A 21,816-nucleotide genomic window follows, 5' to 3' on the forward strand; every position below is an offset into this window, starting at 1 on the left:
AAAGAATTATTTTTTCTCATCTTTTTTCGTCTGAGAGGTTTTCTTTTTTGCATCAGATTCTTTCTCTTTTTTCTCCTGATCGGCTTTTGACTGCTCTTTTTGTTCAGCTGTTTCATCTGTTTGGCTTGCATCTGAGGAGTCATTGGTGCTCGTCTCCGTTGTTTCTTTTTCTTCATACTTCGCCATTTCCTTAATGATTGGATCTAGCTGTTTTTGTTTTTCTTCAGCAGATAGGCTGTCGTCATTTTGAATTTCATTGCGGTAGGCGACGAGTGCTGTGAATATGTATCGGTCGTCCCCGAGCACCCTTGCAATATCCAGAGCTTCCTTGCTATTGCCTTGTCCAATATGAATCCAGAACAGGAAGTATTGCGGGTCTGTCTGCAATGTGTACGTATCCGTGATTTCTTTTTTGTGCTGGTCAAGCAATAGATTCCCTTGATTCGTTTGCACATACGAAATGGCCAGTTCATATTGAAGAGAGACTGGCATTTGATCGGCTTTGTATTTTTCGAGCGTATCCACCACTTGGCTGTACTGTTTGTTGAGATAATACTTGTTCGCTTCCACATACGCTTCTTGTTTCGGCATGGCGAAAAAGAACGTGTAAACGGTATACACCAATGCAGGAATCAAAAGAACAAGGAGACCAAGTCCAATGTATCGTTCGATCTTCCATTTCTTTTTTGGAATGGTTAAGAGCGTCTTTTCTTTTGCTTCGATGGCTTCTATTTTTTGTTGAATCAAAGCAGACAATTCTTCCAGTGACTGTGTATCACTTATTTCCTTTGCCAGCTCAGATAATTTCAACGTATCATGATAAGCCAAATATTCTTGAAACTGATATTCATGGTCCACCACTCGAAGAATGACGGCTTTGACCTCTTTTAACAGACGATGTTGGTCGGTTTCATATGGCGGGATGCTTTCTTTGACCCCGTAATGCAAAAATGCAGGCGCTAAGCCTTGATGAAAAACAATGTTTTCAGGAGAAACAATAGGATGCAGCCGCTTCACGTCGTGTTTGCACACTGCATCGACAAGCTGGTATGAAAAAATCCATTTGCTTTTTTCATCCTTTGCATGGATGAAACGAAATTCCTGATAGGCAGGAGGCGGTTGAATCGAAATGATGACCTCACCTTCGGTTAATTGGATCTCTTTTTTAAATGAAGGATTGATGTCTTTAATCGGTGCCGCTTCTAAACCGTCTAAGAGTTTAATTGTCTCTCTTTGAAAAATGAAGGTGTAAGTGCTTTCCTCTTTTTTCATGACTGCTTCTAATTGTTCTTCTAAATAGGAACTCTTTTTATCTGCCATTTACAAAAGTCCTTTCATAGTATTTCCAGCCTGTCTCCTGTGGTGATTCCACAGTCTGACAGCTTATATTCGCCTGAAAACACAGCTTTCTTATTGACTACACGCACCCATCCGCCATCTCGTTTAGGTAGTGAGATTTGTTTTGCCTGCCAGGCGATATGGATGACTTGTTTAATATGTAAATAATTTGATAGTCTCAAATCAAACACACTGCCATCATAGTTTTTTAAGTCGATGGTAATATCGATATACACAAATTTCCACCTCACAAAATAGAAAGAGCGCCGGCATCAACTGACAGACTCGGCGCTTTTTCTGCTTTTCACACTTAGAAAGGAAATCCCTTTGATTAGCCGCGGATTTGGCTAGCGATGTCTTGGTCAGTGCTTTCAAGTGTATTTGCAGTTTGATCAAGCTGATTGCTGACATCTGTTAATAGATCAGACATTTTGATGAATGAAGGTTTAAGCTGTTCGTATTGATCAGCGAATGCTTCACTAGAAGCACCTTCCCACATTCCTTTTAGGTCAGAGATCATTCTATTTAGACGATCAACTTGGTTTAACACTTCTTGACTTTCAACACCATATTGCTTAGCGGTCGCTCTTAGTTCTTCTGGGGTTACGCGAATAATTCCTGACATATTCCTCATTACCTCCCGTGCATAGCCGCCATATAATGGGCTAATCCACTTATTTTTTGACGTTATTATTATAAAAACAGAAATGATACACAGTCAAACAAATCTGTTTTTATTTTACAAAATGAGTCTATGGAATTACTGTTTTTTCGCTCTTTATCTAGTATTTAACAGTTTTTTGGTCATATATTCTTAATAAAAGGGCGTGCACTTCCATGAATCTTTCCGCCTATTGATTTTTTACTACATTATTATTGTACTATTTCTTTTTGTGATCAACGCATGACCAATGTGCTCATTTCTCAAGCTTTTTGTTTTTTTAATGATTATGGCATTTTTTTGTTGATTTACGTACCTGATTCTCTTCATAATGTAAGTACGTGAAATATTCGAAAAAGCAGGGGTTTTTTATGACAAAAAAGACAGATCCATTTAAGTATAGCCTTGATCGTTTAGAGGATGTGGCAGACCAAATTAGTGATGTGCTCAATTGCCCTATTACTATAGAAGATACTCATCATCGATTATTAGCCTATAGCACACATAATGATTTCACTGATCCCGCCAGAACTTCAACCATTATCTCCCGCCGTGTACCGGAAAAAGTCATTAATCGGCTTTGGAAAGACGGTATCATTCCTACACTCCTTAAAACAGATGAACCGCTTCGCGTACCTCAAATTGCAGAAGTCGGTCTATCCAGCAGGGTTGCCATTTCCATTTGGAAAGACAAAGAGGTGCTCGGGTTTATCTGGGCAATTGAATCCACGCAGCCTTTTTCAGATGAAGAAATGGACCTTCTCAAGATGGCAGCACATGCCGTGAAAAACAAATTACTCAATTTACAAATTCGAAAAACGAAAACAGAAGAACGCAATCAGGAGCTATTTTGGAAGATGCTCACAGGACATATTCATGAAAAGGATGAGATGCTTGATCTCTTCTTGAGACTTGGGATGAGGTGTCCAGACACGTATGCGATTATTATTTTTCGCCTTCGTGATGAACTCACAGAAGATACGGAAAAGAAGCTCTCCTATCTGCTTGAAACAACGCAGCAAGTGCAGGTGCTTTTAACGACTGTTGATTTTAACGAATTCATTATTCTTGTCTCGCCAAAAACAGAACATCCGCTTCAAGATATTAAACAATTCACAAGCGGCATGCTAAAGCAGTTGTCTGATCGGTATCAGCTCCATGACGTTCAGGCGGCCATTGGTGGAATTTACGATCACATTACTCATATTCAGCCATCCTATAAAGAAGCACTGGCCGTCTTAAAAACAAAAGAACGCTTTCCTGTGGAAACAGAACAATTAAACAGCTTTTCTGAACTGGGTATTTATCAATACTTAGATGTGCTTGCTGAAAAACGAAAGGGATCGTCTTATTCCAGTTACTCTTTATCAAAGCTTGAGGATTACGATCTCAGGCATCATTCCAACCTCGTCGAGACCCTTGAACGGTTTATTGATTGTGACAGCAACGCCAATATCGCCGCAAAGCAGTTAAATATTCATATCAACACACTGAATTACAGGCTGAAGCGGATTACGGACATTGCAGAAATTGATTTAAAAAACATGAATGAGAAAATGACTATTTATCTTGATATGAAGCTAAAAAACGTCCCTTTGTGAAATTTCACAAAGAGGCGTTTTTTAATTTTTTCATTCAACCGAAGAATTTTCTAAACTTTCAGGATACACTAGTCATACAATATCAATAGATAAGCATAGGAGGAATTGATATGATCATCGGCATTCCGAAAGAGATTAAGAACAATGAAAACCGGGTCGCATTAACACCAGGAGCAGCATCTCAATTGCTTTCAGCTGGACACCAGATTTTAATTGAAACGAACGCTGGTTTTGGAAGCGGTTTCACTGATGACGATTATGTATCTGTTGGTGCAGAGATTCTTGATCAAGCGAAAGATGTGTGGGCATCTTCTGATATGATTATGAAGGTAAAAGAACCATTACCTGAAGAATATGCTTATTTCAGAGAAGGTCTGATCTTATTTACGTACTTGCACCTTGCAGCAGAGCCCTCCTTGGCTGAAGCATTAAAACAAAAAGGTGTAACAGCCATTGCTTATGAAACGGTAACGGACGGAAAATCACTCCCTCTATTAACGCCAATGTCTGAAGTAGCAGGTAGAATGGCTGCTCAAATTGGTGCTCAATTTTTAGAAAAGCCAAAAGGCGGAAAAGGCATTTTGCTCGCCGGCGTGCCAGGAGTATCGAGAGGGAAAGTCACCATTATTGGCGGCGGTGTCGTTGGAACAAATGCAGCGAAAATGGCGATCGGACTTGGCGCAGATGTCACCCTTATTGATGTAAATGCGGAACGATTACGTCAGCTGGACGATCAGTTTGGTCATCAAATGAAAACGTTAATGTCTAATCCTGTTAACATTGCAGATTCAGTGAGCGAGGCAGACCTGCTCATTTGTGCAGTTCTCATCCCTGGTGCTAAAGCTCCAACCCTTGTCACAGAAGAAATGGTGAAACAAATGAAGCCTGGTTCTGTCATTGTCGATGTAGCCATTGACCAAGGCGGGATTGTGGAAACAATCGATCATATCACAACACATGATCAGCCTACTTATGAAAAGCATGGCATTTTACATTATGCTGTTGCCAATATGCCCGGAGCGGTTCCGAGAACATCGACAGTTGCTTTAACAAATGTCACAGTCCCATACGCACTGCAGATTGCAAATAAAGGCGCTGCAAAAGCGATCAAAGAAAACAAGGCGATTGCTGAAGGCGTCAATGTGATGAACGGACATATCACCTATGAAGCTGTCGCTCGTGATCTCGGCTATGATTATGTGCCTGTTAGTAAAGCCCTTGAAACCTCTTCCATGACCGAAGCTTAATATGTAGCCCGCCCTTTTCAGGGGCGGGTTTTATTGTTAACCTAAAATAAAAATGAGTTGACAAAAGAACCTCTTCCCCTTAATCTATTTGTACAGATAAGACAGGGGGAAATATCATGCAAAAGAAGACAAGAACAGCTGACTTTGTGCTCGTCGGGATGTTTGCTGCACTCATGGCTATCGGAGCCAATATCACATCCATTGTGCCATTTTTACAGGTCGGCGGAATCCCACTTACGATGCAGCCGTTTTTTTGTGTGCTTGCTGGTCTTTTGCTAGGCAGACGACTTGGCGCATTGGCCATGATTGTCTATGCTCTTGTTGGGATCGCTGGTGCACCTGTATTCGCACAGTTCTCGGCGGGTCTCGGCGTTATTTTAGGAAAAAGCGGTGGCTTTGTGTTATCATACATTCCTGCTGCATGGCTTGCCGGATTCATTCTTGAAAAAAGACAAAACCCTGGTTTTGGCCGCTTTTTATTTGCAGCCATTGCAGGAACGACCGTGATGTATGTGATCGGGACAACTTATACGTACATCGCATTAAATGTATGGCTAAACGCACCAATCTCTTATCAAACCACATGGTTCTTCATGATGTGGTTTATGGTAAAAGACTACGCGCTGACCATCCTCCTTGCGATGCTGGCACCTAAAATTTATCGATCAGTTTCAAAAGCCACATCCTTTCGAAAAGAACAAACAGCTTCCTAATATCAAAAAAGGTTCCATTACTCTATATGAGTAAGGAACCTTTTTTCATTTATAGCATAATTGCCGCAAGCCAGCCGAACAAGACGAGCGGGATATTATAAAAGGCGAATGTTGGGACACATGTACCCCAAATGTGGTGATGCTGTCCATCCATATTCAGTCCAGATGTTGGTCCAAGTGTACTGTCGCTTGCAGGTGAACCTGCATCTCCTACCGCCGCAGCTGAACCAATAATCGCAATAGTCGCCATCGGGCTGAATCCTAAGTGTAAACAAAGCGGGACAAAGATCGTCGTAATAATCGGAATCGTTGCAAATGATGAGCCAATGCCCATTGTCACTAGCAGACCCACCAATAGCATTAAAATAGCCGCTAAGCTTTGGCTGTTTCCGATAAATTGAGAAGACGCCTTGACGAGAGATTCAATATCTCCTGTTTTCGTTAAAACATTGGCAAATCCAGCTGCAACAAGCATGACAAATCCGATAAATGCCATCATGTTCATGCCAGATGTAATCAGCGCATCTGCTTCATCACGTTTCATCATTCCAGTTACAAACAAGACAAGCAAGCCTGCAAGCGCACCGAAGATCATCCCTTCGACTCCAAGGCTTTGAGAGAGATATAACTGAACAATAAGTGATACAAGGATCGCAAGTCCAGCAAAGAATAAGCTCTTTTTTGTATATGCTGATTTTTCTACATCCGTAATGTCACGATTCTCATATGTTTTTGGCTTACGATAGACAAAGAGTGAAACGATCAAGCCAACAACCATGCCGCCTACAGGAATCAGCATCGCATACGGAATGTCTGCTAAATTCACTGTTAAACCTGCATCTTTCATGTTGTCACGAAGCATTCCGTGAAAAATCTGTCCAAAACCGACCGGAAGTAAAATATATGGTGCAGTAAGTCCGAAAGTCATCACACATGCTAGCAGTCTGCGGTCAATTTGAAGCTCGTTAAACACCTTTAATAATGGCGGGATTAAGACCGGAATAAAGGCAATATGAACAGGAACAACGTTTTGAGAAAAACAAGATACAATCAAAATGACCAGAATAATGAGCACTTTTGATAATGTTTTTCTTCTTGAATCGCCTTCTTTTCCAAGAAGCTTCACAGCTCCTTCGACCATGGCATCAGGAAGACCCGTTTTCGTCAGTGCGGCTGCGAATGCACCTAATAGTGCGTAACTAATCGCCACTGTCGCATTTCCGCCAAGACCGTCAGTGAACGCTTGAACTGTTCCCCCTAGACCTAATCCACCTGCAAGTCCGCCCGCTAAAGCGCCAAGTGCCAGCGCAATCACGACATTGACCCGCAGCAAGCTTAATATCAACATTAAAACAACCGCTAAAACAACTGCATTCATGGTGAAACCTCCGAAATCCTTTAGTTTACTAATGTAGTAGATAATTAAAGTACCAACGTATGTTACCATAGAAAATTTACTTCGTCAAATGGCGTATGTCCTACATAAAAAGCTCTGCCAACTGGCAGAGCTTCTGTCTTTATTTCTTCGGTTCAAATCGTTCCACAAATGTTGCTAATGATCTGACCATCACGCCTGTTGCTCCTGTTGGTCCAAAGCATGAAGGCTTTTCTGTCGTGGCTGTTCCTGCAATATCTAAGTGTACCCAAGGGGTGTCTTCAGCGAATTCTCCGATAAATGCACCTGCCATGATCGCATGACCATCACGGCCTGGTGAGTTATTCAGATCAGCCATTTTGCTGTTTCTTACTCGTTTTTTATCTTTTTCGGTGATTGGCAGCTGCCAAATCATTTCCCCACATTCTTCTGATGCCTCTTTAAACTGGGCATACAGTTCATCGTTATTTGTCATCACGCCTGTTGTCTCATTCCCAAGTGCCACAATGACACCGCCTGTTAATGTCGCAACATCCACAAGCACAGAGGCACCATGCTGCTTCGCATAGGTCACACCATCTGCTAAAACAAGACGACCTTCTGCATCCGTGTTAAGCACTTCGATTGTTTTACCGCTTAGTGAGACAATGACGTCATCTGGCTTCATCGCATCTGCTGAGATCATATTATCGGTTGAGGCAATGACCGCAATGACATTTTGCTCTGGGCGCAGTTCTCCGATGATTTCCATTGCGCCTAAAACAGAGGCTGAGCCGCCCATATCTGTTTTCATCCCCACCATACTTGCTCTTGGCTTTAAGGAATACCCACCTGTATCATACGTAATCCCTTTACCGACAAGGCCGATGACGTCTGTCCATTCTTCCTTGCCTTGATATTTCAATACAATTAGCTTTGGTGGTTCTGTTGAGCCTCTATTAACGGCTAGAATACCGCCCATTCCGAGCTCTTCCATTTGTTCTTTATCTAAAATTTCAATCTCGAATTCATATTTATAAGCAAGCTCTGCCGCATAGGATGCAAGATCAGAGGACGTGAGCATGTTCGGCGGCATATTCACAAGTGTACGAGCCGAATTGACCGATTGTCCGTAGACTTCGCCCACTTTCAAACTTGCCTGAATTTCGGCAGCATCATGATCCGTTGTTGCATAAACAAATTCGATAAAGCGATCCGGTTCATTCGTTTTATGTTTAAAATCTTGTAATTCATATGTAGCTAAAAGGCAGCTTTCAGAAAAGGCATGGGCTGCATCTTGAACAGGCAGATCCTTTCCTGTGAATGTATCAAGCAAAACCGAAACTGCTTGCTTTTTATCTTGATGAAGCTTTTTAAATAAATGCGCAAACACTTCCTTTGCCTCTTCAAACGTGTAATCTGACTCCTTCCCAAGCCCGACAAAATAAATGCGTTTAATGCCGGTTTCAGGGGATGGGAAAAATTTCGAAAGCTGATTTCGCTTGGACGAAATATCGCCTTCTTTTAATAATTCAGTGATTCTTCCTCCATGTAACTCATCGATTTCTTTTGCTTTTCCTGATAATTGGCTCTTTTGAAAAAGTCCGATGGCCAGTGTATCTTTATGTTGCAACTCATTTGTCGAGAAAAACATATTTATCACACGCTCCTTCAATGAACTCCATATTTCACATTGGAACTTCTATTATATCAAAATTTATGTGCTGATACGATCATTGCCAGCCTGTCTTCCCTTGAAGAACATTTATATTTTGGCACGCGGAAGGGCATCATGAAAAAGCGGCAGCGATCAATAGCAGCCTGTCTATGGTCTCCTCGTTCCACATCTACTTTCTTTAATGTTATAATGAACATGGACTTGGCAACAGTTCTTACTGCCATCATTTTTTTATCTTACTAGGGTAAATACTTTATCATTTCGCACGTTATTTTTTCTTAAAGAGAGGATGTTTCTTGTTCATGAGCGTACTGACGAATTTTCCGCTGCTTGCTAGCCTTGCAGCCATCTTTTTTGCACAATTTGTAAAAGTACCGATTCAATTTATCATTTCTAGACGACTAGATTGGTCGCTCATTACAAGCACAGGCGGAATGCCAAGTTCACACTCCGCAGCAGTAACAGCACTCTCAACAGCAGTTGCTTTAGAGCACGGGCTAGGAACATCTATTTTTGCCATTTCCGCCATCTTTGCCATTATTACGATGTTTGATGCGACAGGTGTTCGCAGACAGGCGGGAGAACAGGCAACTGTTCTGAACAAACTGGTCACAGATTTTAACCGGTTTGTTGCCGAGGCAAAGAACTTCCCAAGTGCGGAAGAAAAAGAGAAGCAAAAGAAATTGAAAGAGCTTCTTGGGCATAAGCCGATTGAAGTCTTCTTCGGCGGCTTAACAGGAATTTTGCTCACACTCATCTTAGATTATTACTTCATGTAGAAACGAAAAAGCTTTGGACCTTTTGAGATCCAAAGCTTTTTTATTCTTTATTGGCTTGAAACTGCTGCCGGAACACTTGCATCGATTCCGCTTCATTCAACTGATTTAAGTCTTTTTCTGTCAGCGTCCCTTCACCCTTTTTAACCACATAAACGTCCAGCACTTTTTTACCCCATTCTCTATACACATCATCAACCGTTTCATAATATAAATCAAGCTTATGACCTTTAATCGCTTTCCCAGTATCTGCGACTACACCATAGCCATAATTGGGGATAAACAGGACAGTTCCAATCGGAAAGACAGATGGGTCCGCTGCCACGGTTGAATATAAATCACGTTTTACTTTGACGCCTGAATATGTAATGCCATATGCATGATGTTCTTTCGTCTTACCTGTTGATTCTACACCTGCTGTATAACCTGTGGCGACAACCTTTTGCTTCGGGTAATCGTTCCAATTAAATGCTTCTTCGAGAGAAACAGCACGCAAATCGTCACTTTTCACTGCCATCGTCTGCCTTTTTGGATGCTTTAAAAAAGAAGATACGTGCTTACCGGCATTGGTCTCTTTCACCCATGCAGCTAAATCACTTGGTTCTACGCCAGATATGCCCGTAAAGCTTGTCATCAAGGCAAGCATAAACAGAACTGTCATGAACAATCGTTTCATCCATGTTTTCATTTCTATTTGTCACTCCTCTACCCATCTATTTGTTTCCAAACAAAATGGAAACTATGCAAAGGAGAAACAAAAAAACCCACTTGCGTGTAGACAAGTGAGCTAAAACATTTGATAGCCTCTTTTACGAAGAGCATTGATGACAAAACCTGAGGCAATGGCACCAATCAGACCACTTAATAAAATAATGATATCTGCCGCAGCAAGAGAAACGATGCGGTCTCCTATCCCGGAAAAAGCAATGCCTGGTTCTCTTACATAAGCGATCATCTTTTGATTATTGATAATGAAAAGGCATACAATTGGATATAAAATTGCCATAATCCATGACATTCTCAGCAGCATATTCAGCAAAAAGCCAATGCCGAAGAATAACACGAAAAATAAAATAACTGAAATGATAACGACTGGTAAACTGATCACTTCATCTCCACCCCCAAATATCCCATCATTAGTTTAACTTGGAAATAGAGATGAAGTCAATCAATGGAAAAAGCCGTAAGATTAATGCTTCTTTCCTGTCCCTTTACATTCCTCACATGTTTCTGATCCGCCGAGCAATAACTGAAAATATCCTTTTCCTGAACAATACTGACAAGTTGACTTTTTTTCTTTCGTTTGTGCATTCATATTGCTCACTCCTTAATCTAAATTTTCTGATAATTCATCATAACATATTTTTCTGTCCAGTACCAAGTGAGAAAATATTCCGTCAAACATTAAAAAACGTGTACCACAGGGATACACGTTTTTGTCTATATCGGTTTAGAAGAACTTGAATTTTCCTTTTTTCAGAACAAGTCCTGGTCCGCCAACCATGAATAATGAACGGTTGTCGATGATTTTTTTCATTGCAGAAGCTTTTGTTCCTTGAAGTTTTTTACCAAACGCAACACCTACAGCGTCGTGTTCACCAAGAGAAGCAACTGTTCCTTTGATGTCTGGCTTAAAGCTTTCAAGCGTGCCACCTTTTACTAGTGCAGCAAGGTTTTTCGCTACTGTTTCACCTTGCTGCATCGCAATTTGTGCAGTAGGTGGGTATGGACGATTAATTTCTTCATTGATGATTAATGAGCAGTCACCGATGATGAATACATCTTCATTTTCTGGTACACGAAGATCTGGAGACACTTTTACGCGGCCGCGCATGTTTTCAAATCCAGCTTCTTCAACGATTGGGTTACCACGTACACCAGCAGCCCATACAACAGTTTCAGCTTTGATTTCTTCTGTATCATCGTCTTTTCCAACAATGATGCCTTCAGGCGTACATTCTTTGATCGCTGTACCGATTTTGAACTCAACACCTTTACCTTGAAGGTAGTTCATCGCATAGTCGATCAATTCAGGATCAAATCCTGGAAGAGCTGTTGGTGCAGCTTCTACACAGATAATACGCACGTCTTTTTGATCAATATCATACTCTTTGCAAAGCTCAGGTACACGGTTTCCAAGCTCACCAAGGAACTCAATACCTGTGAAGCCTGCACCGCCGACAACGATTGTCAGACGCTCTGGACGCTTTTCAGCTTCCGTATTATATGTCGCAAATTGAAGTTCAATGTGCTCACGAAGCTGACGAGCAGAGTTGATGTTAGAGATTGAGAATGCATATTCTTTCAGTCCTGCAATACCAAATGTTTCAGGAACAGCACCAAGCGCAACAACAAGGTAGTCATAAGAAAGTTCGCCATCTGATGTCACAACTTTCTTCTCTTCCTTATTAATGCTTTCAACTGTTGCTTGTACAAAGTTGACACGGGAACTGTTAATCACATCTTTGATTTGATAACGACAACGGTCATGATGAAGAGTACCTGCACTTGCTTCATGTAACCATGTTGTTTCGTAATGATAATTATGCTTGTTCACAAGAGTAATGTCCGCATCATTTGTGCCAAGCTGTTTTGTTAATCTTGTTACAGTCATTAATCCGCCATAACCTGCACCTAATACAACGATTTTCGGTTTATTCACTGGAATCACATCCACCTTTTTTAAATTTGCTGTAAAACGGATAAAGAATTACATATCGTTATTCTCAACCGCTTTGCGGCATTTTATGAAATTTAAACAAAAAAATAAGTATGTGAAAATCTGAACTTTCACCTACAAAAAACGAAAGCATTTGACCGTATCCGACAAAAATTCATAAAAAATTAATATTTAGTTCCCTTAACAATAATAGCGAGTTCTGCTCCTTTTTTCAAGGCTTTAAACTGAAAATCCTTAGGATAAACGGTCTTTCTCTCTTTTTTCCCCTTTTAACAGCATCGGCATCAAAAAACGACAAGTTTTTCAAAACAAGTCAAACGACGATATGTGGTATGATATGATATAGTGATAACAATTTTCATTTGGGAGGATTAAGGAATGCAAGAAGATTCTAAGGTATATGACATTACCGTTATCGGGGGCGGCCCAGTCGGATTGTTTACTGCGTTTTACGGAGGCATGAGACAGGCAAGTGTGAAAATCATTGAAAGCCTTCCTCAGCTCGGCGGTCAACTATCCGCTCTTTACCCTGAAAAATACATTTATGATGTGGCTGGTTTCCCAAAAATCCGCGCACAAGAATTAGTTGATAATTTAAAGGAACAAATGGATAAATTTGATCAAACCATTTGCTTAGAGCAAGCTGTGGAAACGGTTGAAAAACAAGCAGATGGTATTTTTAAACTCGTTACGAATCAAGAGGTTCATTATTCAAAAACGATCATCATTACAGCTGGTAACGGTGCATTCCAACCGAGAAAGCTTGAGCTAAGTGCAGCAGAATCATTTGAAGGAAGCAACCTGCATTACTTCATCAATGACCTGAACCAATTCGCTGGCAGACGTGTTGCTGTTCTTGGCGGCGGAGACTCTGCGGTTGACTGGGCACTGATGCTTGAGCCAATCGCAAAAGAAGTATCGATTATTCACCGTCGTGATAAATTCCGTGCACATGAGCACAGTGTAGAAAACTTGCACAACTCGAAAGTCAATGTGCTGACACCATTTGTGCCAACTGAGCTCATTGGGGAAGACCGCATTGAACAAATTGTGCTTGAAGAAGTGAAAGGCGATAAAAAGCAAGTACTAGATGTGGATGACGTGATCGTCAACTTCGGTTTTGTTTCATCCCTTGGACCAATCAAACAATGGGGCCTTGAAATCGAAAAGAACTCTATCGTGGTCAAATCCACAATGGAAACCAATATCGAAGGCTTCTATGCGGCAGGAGACATCTGTACGTATGAAGGAAAAGTCAAATTAATCGCAAGCGGATTTGGTGAAGCACCAACTGCTGTGAACAACGCCAAAGCTTACATGGACCCGAAAGCTCGTGTACAGCCGCTTCATTCCACAAGCTTATTTGAAAATAAATAAGAACGGATCAAAAAAAGGAGTTCCATCTGCGGAACTCCTTTTTTGTTTATTTAAAAATCCCAATATAGGCATTCGCCATTCCAAGTACCATTGCAGCAAGTAACACCACAACAATTCCTGCCACAACCAAAATCACCCGATCCTTCACACGTTCCTTTTTCGGAAGCGGCTTGTCTATCCCGCAAGATGGACATGTTTTTGAACGATACGGAATCAGTTCATGACAGTTCCTGCAATTGATTTGTTCACTCAAACCTCAGCAACCTCTTTTCTGATGACAGTTTATGTTTGGTTCTCATGATACTCTTTTCGAGTGGAAATAGCCAGTTGTGAGGACATTTACATGTATAATTAATTCTAAATTATTAGTTCATTTATATAATTCACTATAATTTCAGAACGTTTTTTTAAAAATATCTCATAGTCTAAATCAAAAGAGTCAGTAGGACAAAAATGTGACTCCAGAATCTCCTCTAACCTATCTGTTGGCAATAATTCTTTGTATTTTAAAGGTGCTTTATCTTTAATAATCTGGTTATCAGCACTATTAAGGAAACATAAATTTGCTAACACATTAATTTCTTTCCTACTTTTCCCTAACCCTTTCAAATAATTCTTTGGAAAAATATGATGAAATTCATTTCTACTTGCATTTTTTAAAACATCCCTCAAATCTACTTTTGCACCAGAAATGAACGAACGAGGGCATTTATTAGCAAGTAAAACAATATAGGTTTTAGTGTTGACTGACCCTAAATTAAATTGATTTTCCATAAAGAAACCTGTAGATACACTACATTCAAAATCTGATATAATTTGTGTTTCATCTTGTTTCAACTTATCCATTGATTCCAAATCTTGTTTATGCTTTTGTGTTACACCACTTGTGTATCTGCGAGAAAAACACGCTCTCCAAAACCAACGTAATAATTCCCTTCTCTGTTTATCAGTATAAAGAACTCCATTTTTTTTGTCCGTAGCAAAAAAGCGTGTTAGACTCACAATCATAGATGTGTAAGGCATAACCTTTATGGATTCTATATTTAGTTCTTTTTGAAGAAAATCAATAGTACCTTTTATTCCCGTCTTAATTTTTTCAAAGTTTCCCCTTACTTCTTCCCCATTTAAAGACATGATAGATTGTGGAGAAGCTTCGCCCAAAATTACACCACTGCAACATTTTAAAAGTAAATCCTTATCCTCTGAAATATCACCAAATCCAAATACCTCTAACTCATCAACTAAGTTATCAATCTCATCTTGTAAATCAAACTCTGAACTCCACGACCAAGCCGTTAAAAGTTGGAATGTGTCTAACTCTGTTCCAGCTCTGTTGATTCTTTCAAAAACTATTGCTACTTTGCCCTTATCCTCAGTTTCTATTTCTTGTACAGGGATCATAACTTCTTTAAATCTTTCTTGAATTTTATCAATAACCTCAATAAATTCTTCATTAATCTCTGATGTAGCTCTTCTATACTTGACGGAGTCGAACATTGCACTCATTGGAAAATGCCGATCTATATCAACTTCACTTTCCATAAGAGGAATAAAGATACTATCTTGCATATTTTCATCTGCTCTATAGTCAAAATAAATTTCTAACCAGTTATGGTTCATTTTTGTTGGTTCCAATAAATTCTGAAAAACTGTAAATAAAGAAGTTAACCTTTGTTGGCCATCTAAAACATATTTAATCGGATAATCTTTCTCCGGATCTGGCAAACTAAAATTCCCAAAGTCTTTCTCTATTTTTAATTTTTCGCTAGTTTTCCACAAGAATATATTACCAATAGGGATACCTTTATATAAACTGTCTAAAAGAAATGCAACTTGTTGAGATGTCCAAACATAGTTTCTTTGGAAGGATGGTATTCTTATTTCGCCAGATATCACTTTATTTATTATACTACGAATAGAAATCGATTCTGCCATAATTATTACCTCCTAGTAATGATTATTGAAATAATCACGAATAAAAATATCTATATAATCTAGTTTTACTATCTAATGGAACTTTTATATAATAACAAGAAACATTTTACATGTCATCAATAAAAAAATTCTCACTGGTTTAGATTGGAACTAAAACAGTGAGAATAAGTTTTCCATTTAAATTAACACTCTTCCGGCGTACCGGTATTCGTGGCTGTTCTGAACGAAGAACCGCATCCGCATGAAGCAATCGCGTTCGGATTGTCAATCGTGAAACCGCCGCCCATTAGTGATTGTTTGAAATCAATGATGGTGCCGTTCATGATGTCAAGGCTTTCGGAGTCGACAAGGACCTTGATGCCCTGCTGTTCGAACTGCGTGTCTTTCTCAGAAACTTCATGGTCAAAGCCCATGCCGTATGAAAGACCGCTGCAGCCGCCGCCTTTTACGCCCACTCGTAGGAACGCATTTTCTTCTTCATGTTCTTTCATCATATCTTTAATCTGCAATGCAGCAGCTTCTGTAATCGTTACTGGTGTACTCACGATCATCCCTCCTTTTGACTGGATGTTTCTTTTCAATTATAAACGTGATGTTGCCTTTTCTCAAATAAATGGTTTAGAGATAGAATGTGCCGTCACAAATTGTTTCAGCAGGTCCTGTCATCAGCACATGGTCATTGTCTTTCCAGCGAATGATGAGGTCTCCGCCAGCTAGATGAACGGTCATATCCGTTTCTTTTTTCGCATGTCCATTGACAATCGTTGATACAGCCGCAGCACATGCTCCTGTTCCGCACGCTTGCGTAATCCCTGATCCTCTTTCCCACACGCGGAAATGCAGTTCCGTTTCACTGACACGTTCCACAAATTCTACATTGACGCCTTCTGGAAACATGTCATGCTTTTCAATGATTGGCCCAAGCGAATCGAGGGGCGCCTGTTCAATGTCTTCTAAATAGAAAACAATATGGGGATTCCCCATTGAAACAGCTGTTCCATTTAAGGTCGTCGTGCCAAAATCAAGCGGTTCATTAATCGTTGTACTGGCCGGTTCACCAAGCATCGGCATCGCTTCTTTTTCAAAACGAGGTTTCCCCATATCTACTGTCACTAACTGAACGTGACCATCCTGCACATGAACGGTCGCCTCAACGAGTCCTGACAATGTCTCAATCTTAAACGTTGTGTCTGTTACGATTTGATGCTCATACACATATTTTGCAACGCAACGCAGACCGTTACCGCAGTTTTTCCCCTCTGATCCATCATTGTTGAAAATGCGCATCTTCACAGGCGCAACATCTGATGGGCAAATGAGGATCATTCCGTCTGAACCGATACCTGTATAAACAGAAGAAACGCGGATCGCTATCTCTGACAGCTGCTCTTCTGGAAGCTGTTCCTTCATCTGATTGACGTATATATAATTGTTTCCTAGTCCGTGCATTTTCGTGAATTGAAATGATGTCATGAGCGTCCTCCAAAAATGTTGTTTCTTTATAGTATAAAAGGAGTCGATTCAGGAGACAATCTTATCATCCCCCGTTTTTCATACATAGAAGCTCTTTGCTGCCATGGCAAAGGGCTTTTATTATGCATATGCCTCTTTTCTCTCGTGTGATGCTTCATTTTGATGATATTTTATTAGCATAACATATTGGATGCGCTTTCTACATTTTCTCCTGAAAAATGGAAACTGAATATATGAAAAAAATGCACCTCATGACCCATGTGGTGCATTTAAAACATGTCGTTTTCCTCTATAAAAGCATAAATACGCTCAACTAGCTGCTCTGCATTTTCTCCAGAAACAAATTCTCCATTCACAAGGGCAAATGGGGAGTCCATACATTTGCCGCAGTAGCTTAAACAACCGTATTCCATTACATCTAAGTTTGGGTCTTTTTCAAGTTTCTCTTTTGCTTCTTGAGACCCTTGTGCAAGATTACTTACACAAAATTCGATCAGTGGAAACACTGTGCTTCACCTCACATTTGCCTTACTATCCTACCGAAATTCCTTCTATTAGTCAAAACATGAGCTTCAATAAATCGTTACGCCTATTCCCCGTAAAATGTTTTACTATTTAGGACTAAGTAATGAATATGTAGGTTATTTTGAAACAATTATTGTGGTTTCACAGTAAATTCGATATAATTTTATTTGGTATTTTAACTTAAAGTTTTTTAGTATAAGTGTTTTTCAATGTCTAGGGGGAAAAGGAGAATCGTCATGAAAAATTTAGTCTTGATCGGCGGAGGTTACGGGAATATGCGGGTTCTCCACCGCTTATTGCCAAATCAATTACCTGATGATGTTACTATCACATTAATTGATCGAAATCCTTACCACTGTTTAAAAACAGAATATTATGCACTTGCTGCTGGAACGATCTCTGATCATCACATTCGAGTATCTTTTCCAGAGCATCCAAAGCTGGATATTCAATACGGGGAAGTAGAAAAAATTGATATTGAAAACAAACAGATCTTATTTAGCGACCGTGAACCGATTCCATATGATGATACGGTAATCGGACTCGGCTGTGAGGACAAGTATCACAATGTCCCTGGTGCGAAAGAACATACATACAGCATTCAAACCATTGATCAGTCAAGACATACGTATAACAAATTAAACAATTTGAGTGCAGGTGCAACGGTTGGTATCGTCGGTGCTGGACTTAGCGGGGTAGAGCTGGCCAGTGAACTGCGTGAAAGCCGTTCTGATTTAAACATCATTCTTTTTGACCGCGGAGAACTGATTCTTTCCAGTTTCCCAAAAAGATTAAGTTTATATGTACAAAAATGGTTTGAAGAAAATGATGTAAAGATCATTAATTGCGCCAATATTACGAAGGTTGAAGAAGGAGTTGTGTACAACCATGACGATGCCATTGAAGCAGATGTCATCGTGTGGACAGCAGGAATTCAGCCAAGTAAAGTCGTGCGAGATATGGATGTTGAAAAAGACGCCCAAGGCCGTGTCGTCTTAACTCCTCATCACAATCTCCCTGGAGATGAGCATGTCTATGTCGTAGGTGACTGCGCAAGCTTGCCGCACGCACCAAGTGCACAGCTTGCCGAGGCACAGGCAGAGCAAATTGTGCAATCTCTACAGAAACGCTGGAAGAACGAGCCGCTTCCTGAGGCTTACCCGCAGTTTAAGTTAAAAGGCGTACTCGGCTCTTTAGGGAAAAAAGCCGGCTTTGGCTTAGTAGCGGATCGCCCGCTTGTTGGTCGTGTTCCAAGACTCTTAAAATCTGGACTTCTTTGGATGTATAAGCATCACAATGGATAAAATGATGTGAATTTTTTCTCAAAGCTCCTTCTAATGAAGGAGCTTTTATTATGAAACGGCATGTGCCGATGGATGGTTCACTTTGATAGGAGCAAGCGCAAGGATGCAGTCTTTACGAAACGTTCTGATCGTCTTCTTCGATAAACAATACGCTTGTATGAACTGTTCAGTTTGACGATGTACAATGATTTTTCGTTTCGAGCACTCTCCATTTTTCTTCATATAAATCATATCAATCGGTATTTGTTGATGAAGAGATTGTTTTAGTAAATAATTCATGATGCTCACGCTCCTTTCCTCTCATTATATAAGAACAAACGTTCTAAATCAACCTAAAAAAAGGAACGTATGTTCGATTTATTTTTCTAAAAAAAGAACAGCTCATTCACTGCTCTCTTCGTACCCGTATTTCTCCATTTCTTGATAAATATCTTTTAATTTCGGATTGCCCTCTCCTACAATTTGATCCTCAACAAGGACAAGCGGATAAAAGAATTCATCATCAAGAATTCTTTCAGATAATTCTTTTTGGCGTTCGTTTTCAGGCGGGTGCTCAATATCGATATATGTGATGCGAAACGGCTGATTTGGATATTTTCGTTTTAATGCTGCATCTAACCACTCAAATGTATCTTTTGAAGAAGGCAGATTCACGCAGCTAGCGCACAGGACATCTCTTCCATATACATAAAGATCAACGGTTTTGTTCATTTGACAAGCCCCCTATTCTTTCTTTATTTTAGCTGAATTTTCTGTATGAAAAAAGTCAAAATCACTTTTTGTTTCAAGATGAGATTGTGCTATAATGAGAAGGAAACTTTGAAACCAATCAATAGATTTTTATCGTCCAGATGAATATAATGGTGATATGTTGTGAAAGGAGCGATTATATCTAATGACTGAAGTCGAAATGAAAGACCAAGTACAGGAAGTACTGGACAAACTTCGTCCATTTCTATTACGTGATGGTGGAGACTGTGAGCTTGTAGACATTGAAGATGGCATTGTGAAATTACGCCTTCTTGGTGCATGCGGCAGCTGCCCAAGTTCAACCATTACATTGAAAGCCGGTATTGAGCGCGCATTATTAGAAGAAGTACCTGGCGTTGTAGAAGTTGAACAGGTTTTCTAATTCATATATGACATGAAAACGGCCCTTACTGGGCCGTTTTTTAATTAGGATAACTTCTCTCTAAACCATTCTTGAATAAAGGTCAGTCTTTGAATACGCTGCCCAGGGTGGCCGCTTCTCGATAAATCATGAGAAGCCTTCGGGAATTTGACTAATCTCGTGTCTTTTCCAAGCTCCTTCAATGCCACAAAAAGCTGTTCTCCTTGATCAACTGGGCAACGGTAGTCTTCATCACTGTGCAGGATGAGAAGCGGTGTATTCACCTGTTTTACATACTTTAGCGGCGAACGATCCCATAGCTTATCAACAGAGTCATAAATATCCCCATCAATCTGCCATTTTGTAAAGAAATAACCGATATCACTGATGCCATAAAAGCTAATCCAGTTCGAGATGGAACGCTGTGTAACAGCTGCACGGAAACGGTCTGTCTGTCCGACAATCCAGTTGGTCATAAAACCGCCATAGCTGCCGCCTGTTACGCCAAGCCTTGTTTCATCAAGAAAGTCATAGGCTTCGAGCACATGATCAACAGCCAGCATGACATCCTCATAATCAACATCACCATAGCTGCCTCTTACCCGGTCTGTAAACATCTGTCCGTATCCATGACTGCCATGAGGATTGATATACACAATCGCATACCCTTCAGCGGCAAGCATTTGAAATTCATGAAAATACGTATGACCGTACATCGCATGCGGCCCGCCATGAATTTCTAAGATTAGTGGATATGTCTTCCCCTCTTCCATCTGAGCAGGCTTCATCAACCAGCCATGTACAACGTCTCCTTCTTTTGACTGGAAAGAAATTGGTTCAGGTTCGGATATGACATGTTCCTTTAGAAAGTCATCATGCTCAAACGTGATTTGCTTGAGTGAGGATTCCCCTAAAGTCAGCTCATACAGCTCACTAGGCGAGACAGGTGAAAGACGGCTGATCAGTATTTTTGATTCGTCTGGATGAAGACTGAAATTCGTCACATGTTCTGCCTCTAAACGAACGGGATAGGCTAAACCTTCAATAGAGAAATAATAAATTCCGGTACTCCCTTGATCAGAAACAAGCACATAAAACCCCTGACTATCCTTTGTCCATTGTGGAAGCTGATTGGCCTCACCCATAACACTATCCCCTGCCATACAGTTTCCTACATACATATCGAGCATTTCTGACAATTGAACGGTCTTTTTCTCCTTCAGGTCATGCAGCCACAATGACAGGATGGTCGCATTTTCAAATTCACGTTCGTGTCCAATGTACAAAAGGCTTTCTCCATTTGGAGAAAATGATACAGTCGTGTAAGCGCCTGTTGATTGGGTGATTTTCTTGGATGTACCGTCCTCTAAGGAAAGGAGACAGATATCACTTATGTAAAACGTCTGAGGATTTGATTGAATATACGCAAGCCACTTCCCGCAAGGAGAGATGACATGATTCACATGATGATGCGGCTCACTCGTAACCATCTCTACCTCGCCGGAACGGACATCGATTTTTACAATTTGCGTCAGACGCCCGTCTAAAAAGCCTCTGCCATCTGCTTTATAAGTCAAATCATCATATACGGCCGGAGCAAAGTCATCGCACTCTTCCTTTTTTTCATCATGAACAGATTCTTCTTGTTTTAATGAGACCGCTGCATAAATGAACGCTCCATCCGGTGAAAATACAGGATGAGAGACGCCGTAAGGAATATTCGTTAAGGTACGAATTCCGCCGCCATCGCTCTGAATGAGTGCGAGCTGAGGGACTTCCTTTGGCTTCTGCAAAATAAACGCAAGCTGCTTTCCGTCTTTTGACCATGTTGGTTGATGATGCTTTCCATCATCAAATGTCCATCGAGACAGCTCCCCTGTCTCTTCATCTCGAACCCATAAATGAATATTGTAATCATCCTTTTTTTCATTCACCGTTACTTTTGTAAAAACAGCCTTTTTTCCATCTGGTGAATAAACTGGATGAGAAACAGACACGATTTGTGTTAAATCCTCTGCTGTTATCAATTTCTTCATCAATTGA

At 40.4% G+C, this 21,816-nt stretch carries 23 protein-coding genes and 1 pseudogene; 7 read left to right on the plus strand and 17 right to left on the minus strand.

All coding sequences use genetic code 11. The annotated features are described in order from the left end of the window. Positions 1 to 6 precede the first annotated feature (6 nt). From essB to NST73_RS15155, 3 genes are all read right to left on the minus strand, one after another. Entirely contained in the window at positions 7 to 1,320 is a 1,314-nt protein-coding gene (essB, locus tag NST73_RS15145) for a type VII secretion protein EssB (protein WP_342499182.1), read from the minus strand. 14 nt (positions 1,321 to 1,334) lie between these two features. After that, the gene (locus tag NST73_RS15150; RefSeq protein ID WP_008345897.1) at positions 1,335 to 1,574 is read right to left on the minus strand and encodes an EsaB/YukD family protein; all 240 of its coding nucleotides are present in this window, start codon (positions 1,572 to 1,574) and stop codon (positions 1,335 to 1,337) included. Positions 1,575 to 1,669: 95 nt separating this feature from the next. Then, positions 1,670 to 1,963, minus strand: coding sequence for a WXG100 family type VII secretion target (locus tag NST73_RS15155; protein ID WP_003213769.1), 294 nt, complete (start codon positions 1,961 to 1,963; stop codon positions 1,670 to 1,672). A gap of 407 nt (positions 1,964 to 2,370) precedes the next feature. On the opposite strand from NST73_RS15155, the gene NST73_RS15160 reads away from it, so the two are divergent. The 3 genes from NST73_RS15160 (at position 2,371) to NST73_RS15170 (ending at position 5,560) form a co-directional block, all read left to right on the plus strand. Next, complete coding sequence (locus tag NST73_RS15160) at positions 2,371 to 3,600, plus strand: PucR family transcriptional regulator (RefSeq protein WP_008345900.1); 1,230 nt, start codon at positions 2,371 to 2,373, stop codon at positions 3,598 to 3,600. Positions 3,601 to 3,710: 110 nt separating this feature from the next. After that, positions 3,711 to 4,847, plus strand: coding sequence for an alanine dehydrogenase (gene ald, locus NST73_RS15165; RefSeq protein WP_017358929.1), 1,137 nt, complete (start codon positions 3,711 to 3,713; stop codon positions 4,845 to 4,847). Positions 4,848 to 4,963: 116 nt separating this feature from the next. After that, positions 4,964 to 5,560, plus strand: a complete 597-nt coding sequence (locus tag NST73_RS15170; RefSeq protein WP_041091835.1) for a biotin transporter BioY — start codon at positions 4,964 to 4,966, stop codon at positions 5,558 to 5,560. A 49-nt stretch (positions 5,561 to 5,609) separates the two neighbouring features. On the opposite strand, the gene NST73_RS15175 is transcribed toward NST73_RS15170, so the two are convergent. Both NST73_RS15175 and NST73_RS15180 read right to left on the minus strand, forming a co-directional pair. Continuing rightward, entirely contained in the window at positions 5,610 to 6,938 is a 1,329-nt protein-coding gene (locus tag NST73_RS15175) for a Na+/H+ antiporter family protein (protein WP_024719743.1), read from the minus strand. A gap of 139 nt (positions 6,939 to 7,077) precedes the next feature. Further along, positions 7,078 to 8,568: a leucyl aminopeptidase gene (locus NST73_RS15180; RefSeq protein ID WP_342499183.1), complete on the minus strand. Its 1,491-nt coding sequence runs from the start codon at positions 8,566 to 8,568 to the stop codon at positions 7,078 to 7,080. Between the two features lie 326 nt (positions 8,569 to 8,894). Here NST73_RS15180 and NST73_RS15185 point away from each other — a divergent pair, with 326 nt between their 5' ends. Then, the gene (locus NST73_RS15185) at positions 8,895 to 9,371 is read left to right on the plus strand and encodes a divergent PAP2 family protein (RefSeq protein WP_024719744.1); all 477 of its coding nucleotides are present in this window, start codon (positions 8,895 to 8,897) and stop codon (positions 9,369 to 9,371) included. 40 nt (positions 9,372 to 9,411) lie between these two features. On the opposite strand, the gene NST73_RS15190 is transcribed toward NST73_RS15185, so the two are convergent. From NST73_RS15190 to NST73_RS15205, 4 genes are all read right to left on the minus strand, one after another. Then, complete coding sequence (locus NST73_RS15190) at positions 9,412 to 10,056, minus strand: 3D domain-containing protein (protein WP_160758031.1); 645 nt, start codon at positions 10,054 to 10,056, stop codon at positions 9,412 to 9,414. Between the two features lie 99 nt (positions 10,057 to 10,155). Further along, positions 10,156 to 10,476 carry a YuiB family protein gene (locus NST73_RS15195; protein WP_003212933.1) on the minus strand — a complete coding sequence of 107 codons (321 nt, stop codon included), beginning with the start codon at positions 10,474 to 10,476 and terminating at the stop codon, positions 10,156 to 10,158. Positions 10,477 to 10,557: 81 nt separating this feature from the next. Next, on the minus strand, positions 10,558 to 10,683 hold the full coding sequence (locus NST73_RS15200; protein ID WP_008346797.1) for a YuiA family protein: 126 nt from the start codon (positions 10,681 to 10,683) through the stop codon (positions 10,558 to 10,560). Positions 10,684 to 10,818: 135 nt separating this feature from the next. Continuing rightward, positions 10,819 to 12,036, minus strand: a complete 1,218-nt coding sequence (locus NST73_RS15205; protein WP_160758061.1) for an NAD(P)/FAD-dependent oxidoreductase — start codon at positions 12,034 to 12,036, stop codon at positions 10,819 to 10,821. A gap of 390 nt (positions 12,037 to 12,426) precedes the next feature. Here NST73_RS15205 and yumC point away from each other — a divergent pair, with 390 nt between their 5' ends. Beyond that, on the plus strand, positions 12,427 to 13,425 hold the full coding sequence (yumC, locus tag NST73_RS15210; RefSeq protein WP_079920600.1) for a ferredoxin--NADP reductase 2: 999 nt from the start codon (positions 12,427 to 12,429) through the stop codon (positions 13,423 to 13,425). 46 nt (positions 13,426 to 13,471) lie between these two features. Here yumC and NST73_RS15215 read toward each other — a convergent pair whose 3' ends face one another. The 5 genes from NST73_RS15215 to NST73_RS15235 form a co-directional block, all read right to left on the minus strand. After that, on the minus strand, positions 13,472 to 13,678 hold the full coding sequence (locus NST73_RS15215) for a hypothetical protein (RefSeq protein WP_008346803.1): 207 nt from the start codon (positions 13,676 to 13,678) through the stop codon (positions 13,472 to 13,474). Positions 13,679 to 13,782: 104 nt separating this feature from the next. Beyond that, a complete protein-coding gene (locus NST73_RS15220) occupies positions 13,783 to 15,360 on the minus strand; it encodes a DUF262 domain-containing protein (RefSeq protein WP_342499184.1) in 1,578 nt (525 codons plus the stop codon). Positions 15,361 to 15,542: 182 nt separating this feature from the next. Beyond that, entirely contained in the window at positions 15,543 to 15,905 is a 363-nt protein-coding gene (gene erpA, locus NST73_RS15225) for an iron-sulfur cluster insertion protein ErpA (RefSeq protein WP_017358921.1), read from the minus strand. A gap of 73 nt (positions 15,906 to 15,978) precedes the next feature. Further along, positions 15,979 to 16,833 (minus strand): diaminopimelate epimerase, encoded by an 855-nt coding sequence (dapF, locus tag NST73_RS15230; RefSeq protein WP_047945357.1) that lies wholly within the window; start codon positions 16,831 to 16,833, stop codon positions 15,979 to 15,981. A 269-nt stretch (positions 16,834 to 17,102) separates the two neighbouring features. Continuing rightward, positions 17,103 to 17,339 (minus strand): YuzB family protein, encoded by a 237-nt coding sequence (locus tag NST73_RS15235; protein ID WP_008346813.1) that lies wholly within the window; start codon positions 17,337 to 17,339, stop codon positions 17,103 to 17,105. Between the two features lie 255 nt (positions 17,340 to 17,594). Here NST73_RS15235 and NST73_RS15240 point away from each other — a divergent pair, with 255 nt between their 5' ends. Beyond that, positions 17,595 to 18,662 carry an NAD(P)/FAD-dependent oxidoreductase gene (locus NST73_RS15240; protein ID WP_039168948.1) on the plus strand — a complete coding sequence of 356 codons (1,068 nt, stop codon included), beginning with the start codon at positions 17,595 to 17,597 and terminating at the stop codon, positions 18,660 to 18,662. A 48-nt stretch (positions 18,663 to 18,710) separates the two neighbouring features. Here NST73_RS15240 and NST73_RS15245 read toward each other — a convergent pair whose 3' ends face one another. Both NST73_RS15245 and NST73_RS15250 read right to left on the minus strand, forming a co-directional pair. After that, positions 18,711 to 18,941: a hypothetical protein gene (locus NST73_RS15245; RefSeq protein WP_008346816.1), complete on the minus strand. Its 231-nt coding sequence runs from the start codon at positions 18,939 to 18,941 to the stop codon at positions 18,711 to 18,713. Positions 18,942 to 19,043: 102 nt separating this feature from the next. Further along, positions 19,044 to 19,373 carry a YuzD family protein gene (locus NST73_RS15250; RefSeq protein WP_008346819.1) on the minus strand — a complete coding sequence of 110 codons (330 nt, stop codon included), beginning with the start codon at positions 19,371 to 19,373 and terminating at the stop codon, positions 19,044 to 19,046. A 121-nt stretch (positions 19,374 to 19,494) separates the two neighbouring features. Here NST73_RS15250 and NST73_RS15255 point away from each other — a divergent pair. Then, positions 19,495 to 19,794 (plus strand): annotated as a pseudogene (locus tag NST73_RS15255) (NifU family protein). A 44-nt stretch (positions 19,795 to 19,838) separates the two neighbouring features. Here the strand turns inward: NST73_RS15255 and NST73_RS15260 are convergent. Continuing rightward, the gene (locus NST73_RS15260; protein WP_342499185.1) at positions 19,839 to 21,809 is read right to left on the minus strand and encodes a S9 family peptidase; all 1,971 of its coding nucleotides are present in this window, start codon (positions 21,807 to 21,809) and stop codon (positions 19,839 to 19,841) included. Positions 21,810 to 21,816: the final 7 nt, after the last annotated feature.

Source organism: Bacillus sp. FSL W7-1034 (genome assembly GCF_038593365.1).
In the GTDB taxonomy this organism is placed as follows: Bacteria; Bacillota; Bacilli; order Bacillales; family Bacillaceae; genus Bacillus; species Bacillus altitudinis.

What these genes read in the sequence shown, in the direction of transcription:
- NST73_RS15160 (WP_008345900.1), top strand. Translation starts at nt 2,371, where the DNA reads ATGACAAAAAAGACAGATCCATTTAAGTATAGCCTTGATCGTTTAGAG.
- ald (WP_017358929.1), top strand. Translation starts at nt 3,711, where the DNA reads ATGATCATCGGCATTCCGAAAGAGATTAAGAACAATGAAAACCGGGTC.
- dapF (WP_047945357.1), bottom strand. Translation starts at nt 16,833, where the DNA reads ATGACATCATTTCAATTCACGAAAATGCACGGACTAGGAAACAATTAT.
- NST73_RS15245 (WP_008346816.1), bottom strand. Translation starts at nt 18,941, where the DNA reads ATGAATTATTTACTAAAACAATCTCTTCATCAACAAATACCGATTGAT.
- NST73_RS15175 (WP_024719743.1), bottom strand. Translation starts at nt 6,938, where the DNA reads ATGAATGCAGTTGTTTTAGCGGTTGTTTTAATGTTGATATTAAGCTTG.
- NST73_RS15240 (WP_039168948.1), top strand. Translation starts at nt 17,595, where the DNA reads ATGAAAAATTTAGTCTTGATCGGCGGAGGTTACGGGAATATGCGGGTT.
- NST73_RS15180 (WP_342499183.1), bottom strand. Translation starts at nt 8,568, where the DNA reads ATGTTTTTCTCGACAAATGAGTTGCAACATAAAGATACACTGGCCATC.
- NST73_RS15250 (WP_008346819.1), bottom strand. Translation starts at nt 19,373, where the DNA reads ATGAACAAAACCGTTGATCTTTATGTATATGGAAGAGATGTCCTGTGC.
- NST73_RS15155 (WP_003213769.1), bottom strand. Translation starts at nt 1,963, where the DNA reads ATGTCAGGAATTATTCGCGTAACCCCAGAAGAACTAAGAGCGACCGCT.
- yumC (WP_079920600.1), top strand. Translation starts at nt 12,427, where the DNA reads ATGCAAGAAGATTCTAAGGTATATGACATTACCGTTATCGGGGGCGGC.
- essB (WP_342499182.1), bottom strand. Translation starts at nt 1,320, where the DNA reads ATGGCAGATAAAAAGAGTTCCTATTTAGAAGAACAATTAGAAGCAGTC.
- NST73_RS15170 (WP_041091835.1), top strand. Translation starts at nt 4,964, where the DNA reads ATGCAAAAGAAGACAAGAACAGCTGACTTTGTGCTCGTCGGGATGTTT.
- NST73_RS15190 (WP_160758031.1), bottom strand. Translation starts at nt 10,056, where the DNA reads ATGAAAACATGGATGAAACGATTGTTCATGACAGTTCTGTTTATGCTT.
- NST73_RS15260 (WP_342499185.1), bottom strand. Translation starts at nt 21,809, where the DNA reads ATGAAGAAATTGATAACAGCAGAGGATTTAACACAAATCGTGTCTGTT.
- NST73_RS15185 (WP_024719744.1), top strand. Translation starts at nt 8,895, where the DNA reads ATGAGCGTACTGACGAATTTTCCGCTGCTTGCTAGCCTTGCAGCCATC.
- NST73_RS15220 (WP_342499184.1), bottom strand. Translation starts at nt 15,360, where the DNA reads ATGGCAGAATCGATTTCTATTCGTAGTATAATAAATAAAGTGATATCT.
- NST73_RS15200 (WP_008346797.1), bottom strand. Translation starts at nt 10,683, where the DNA reads ATGAATGCACAAACGAAAGAAAAAAAGTCAACTTGTCAGTATTGTTCA.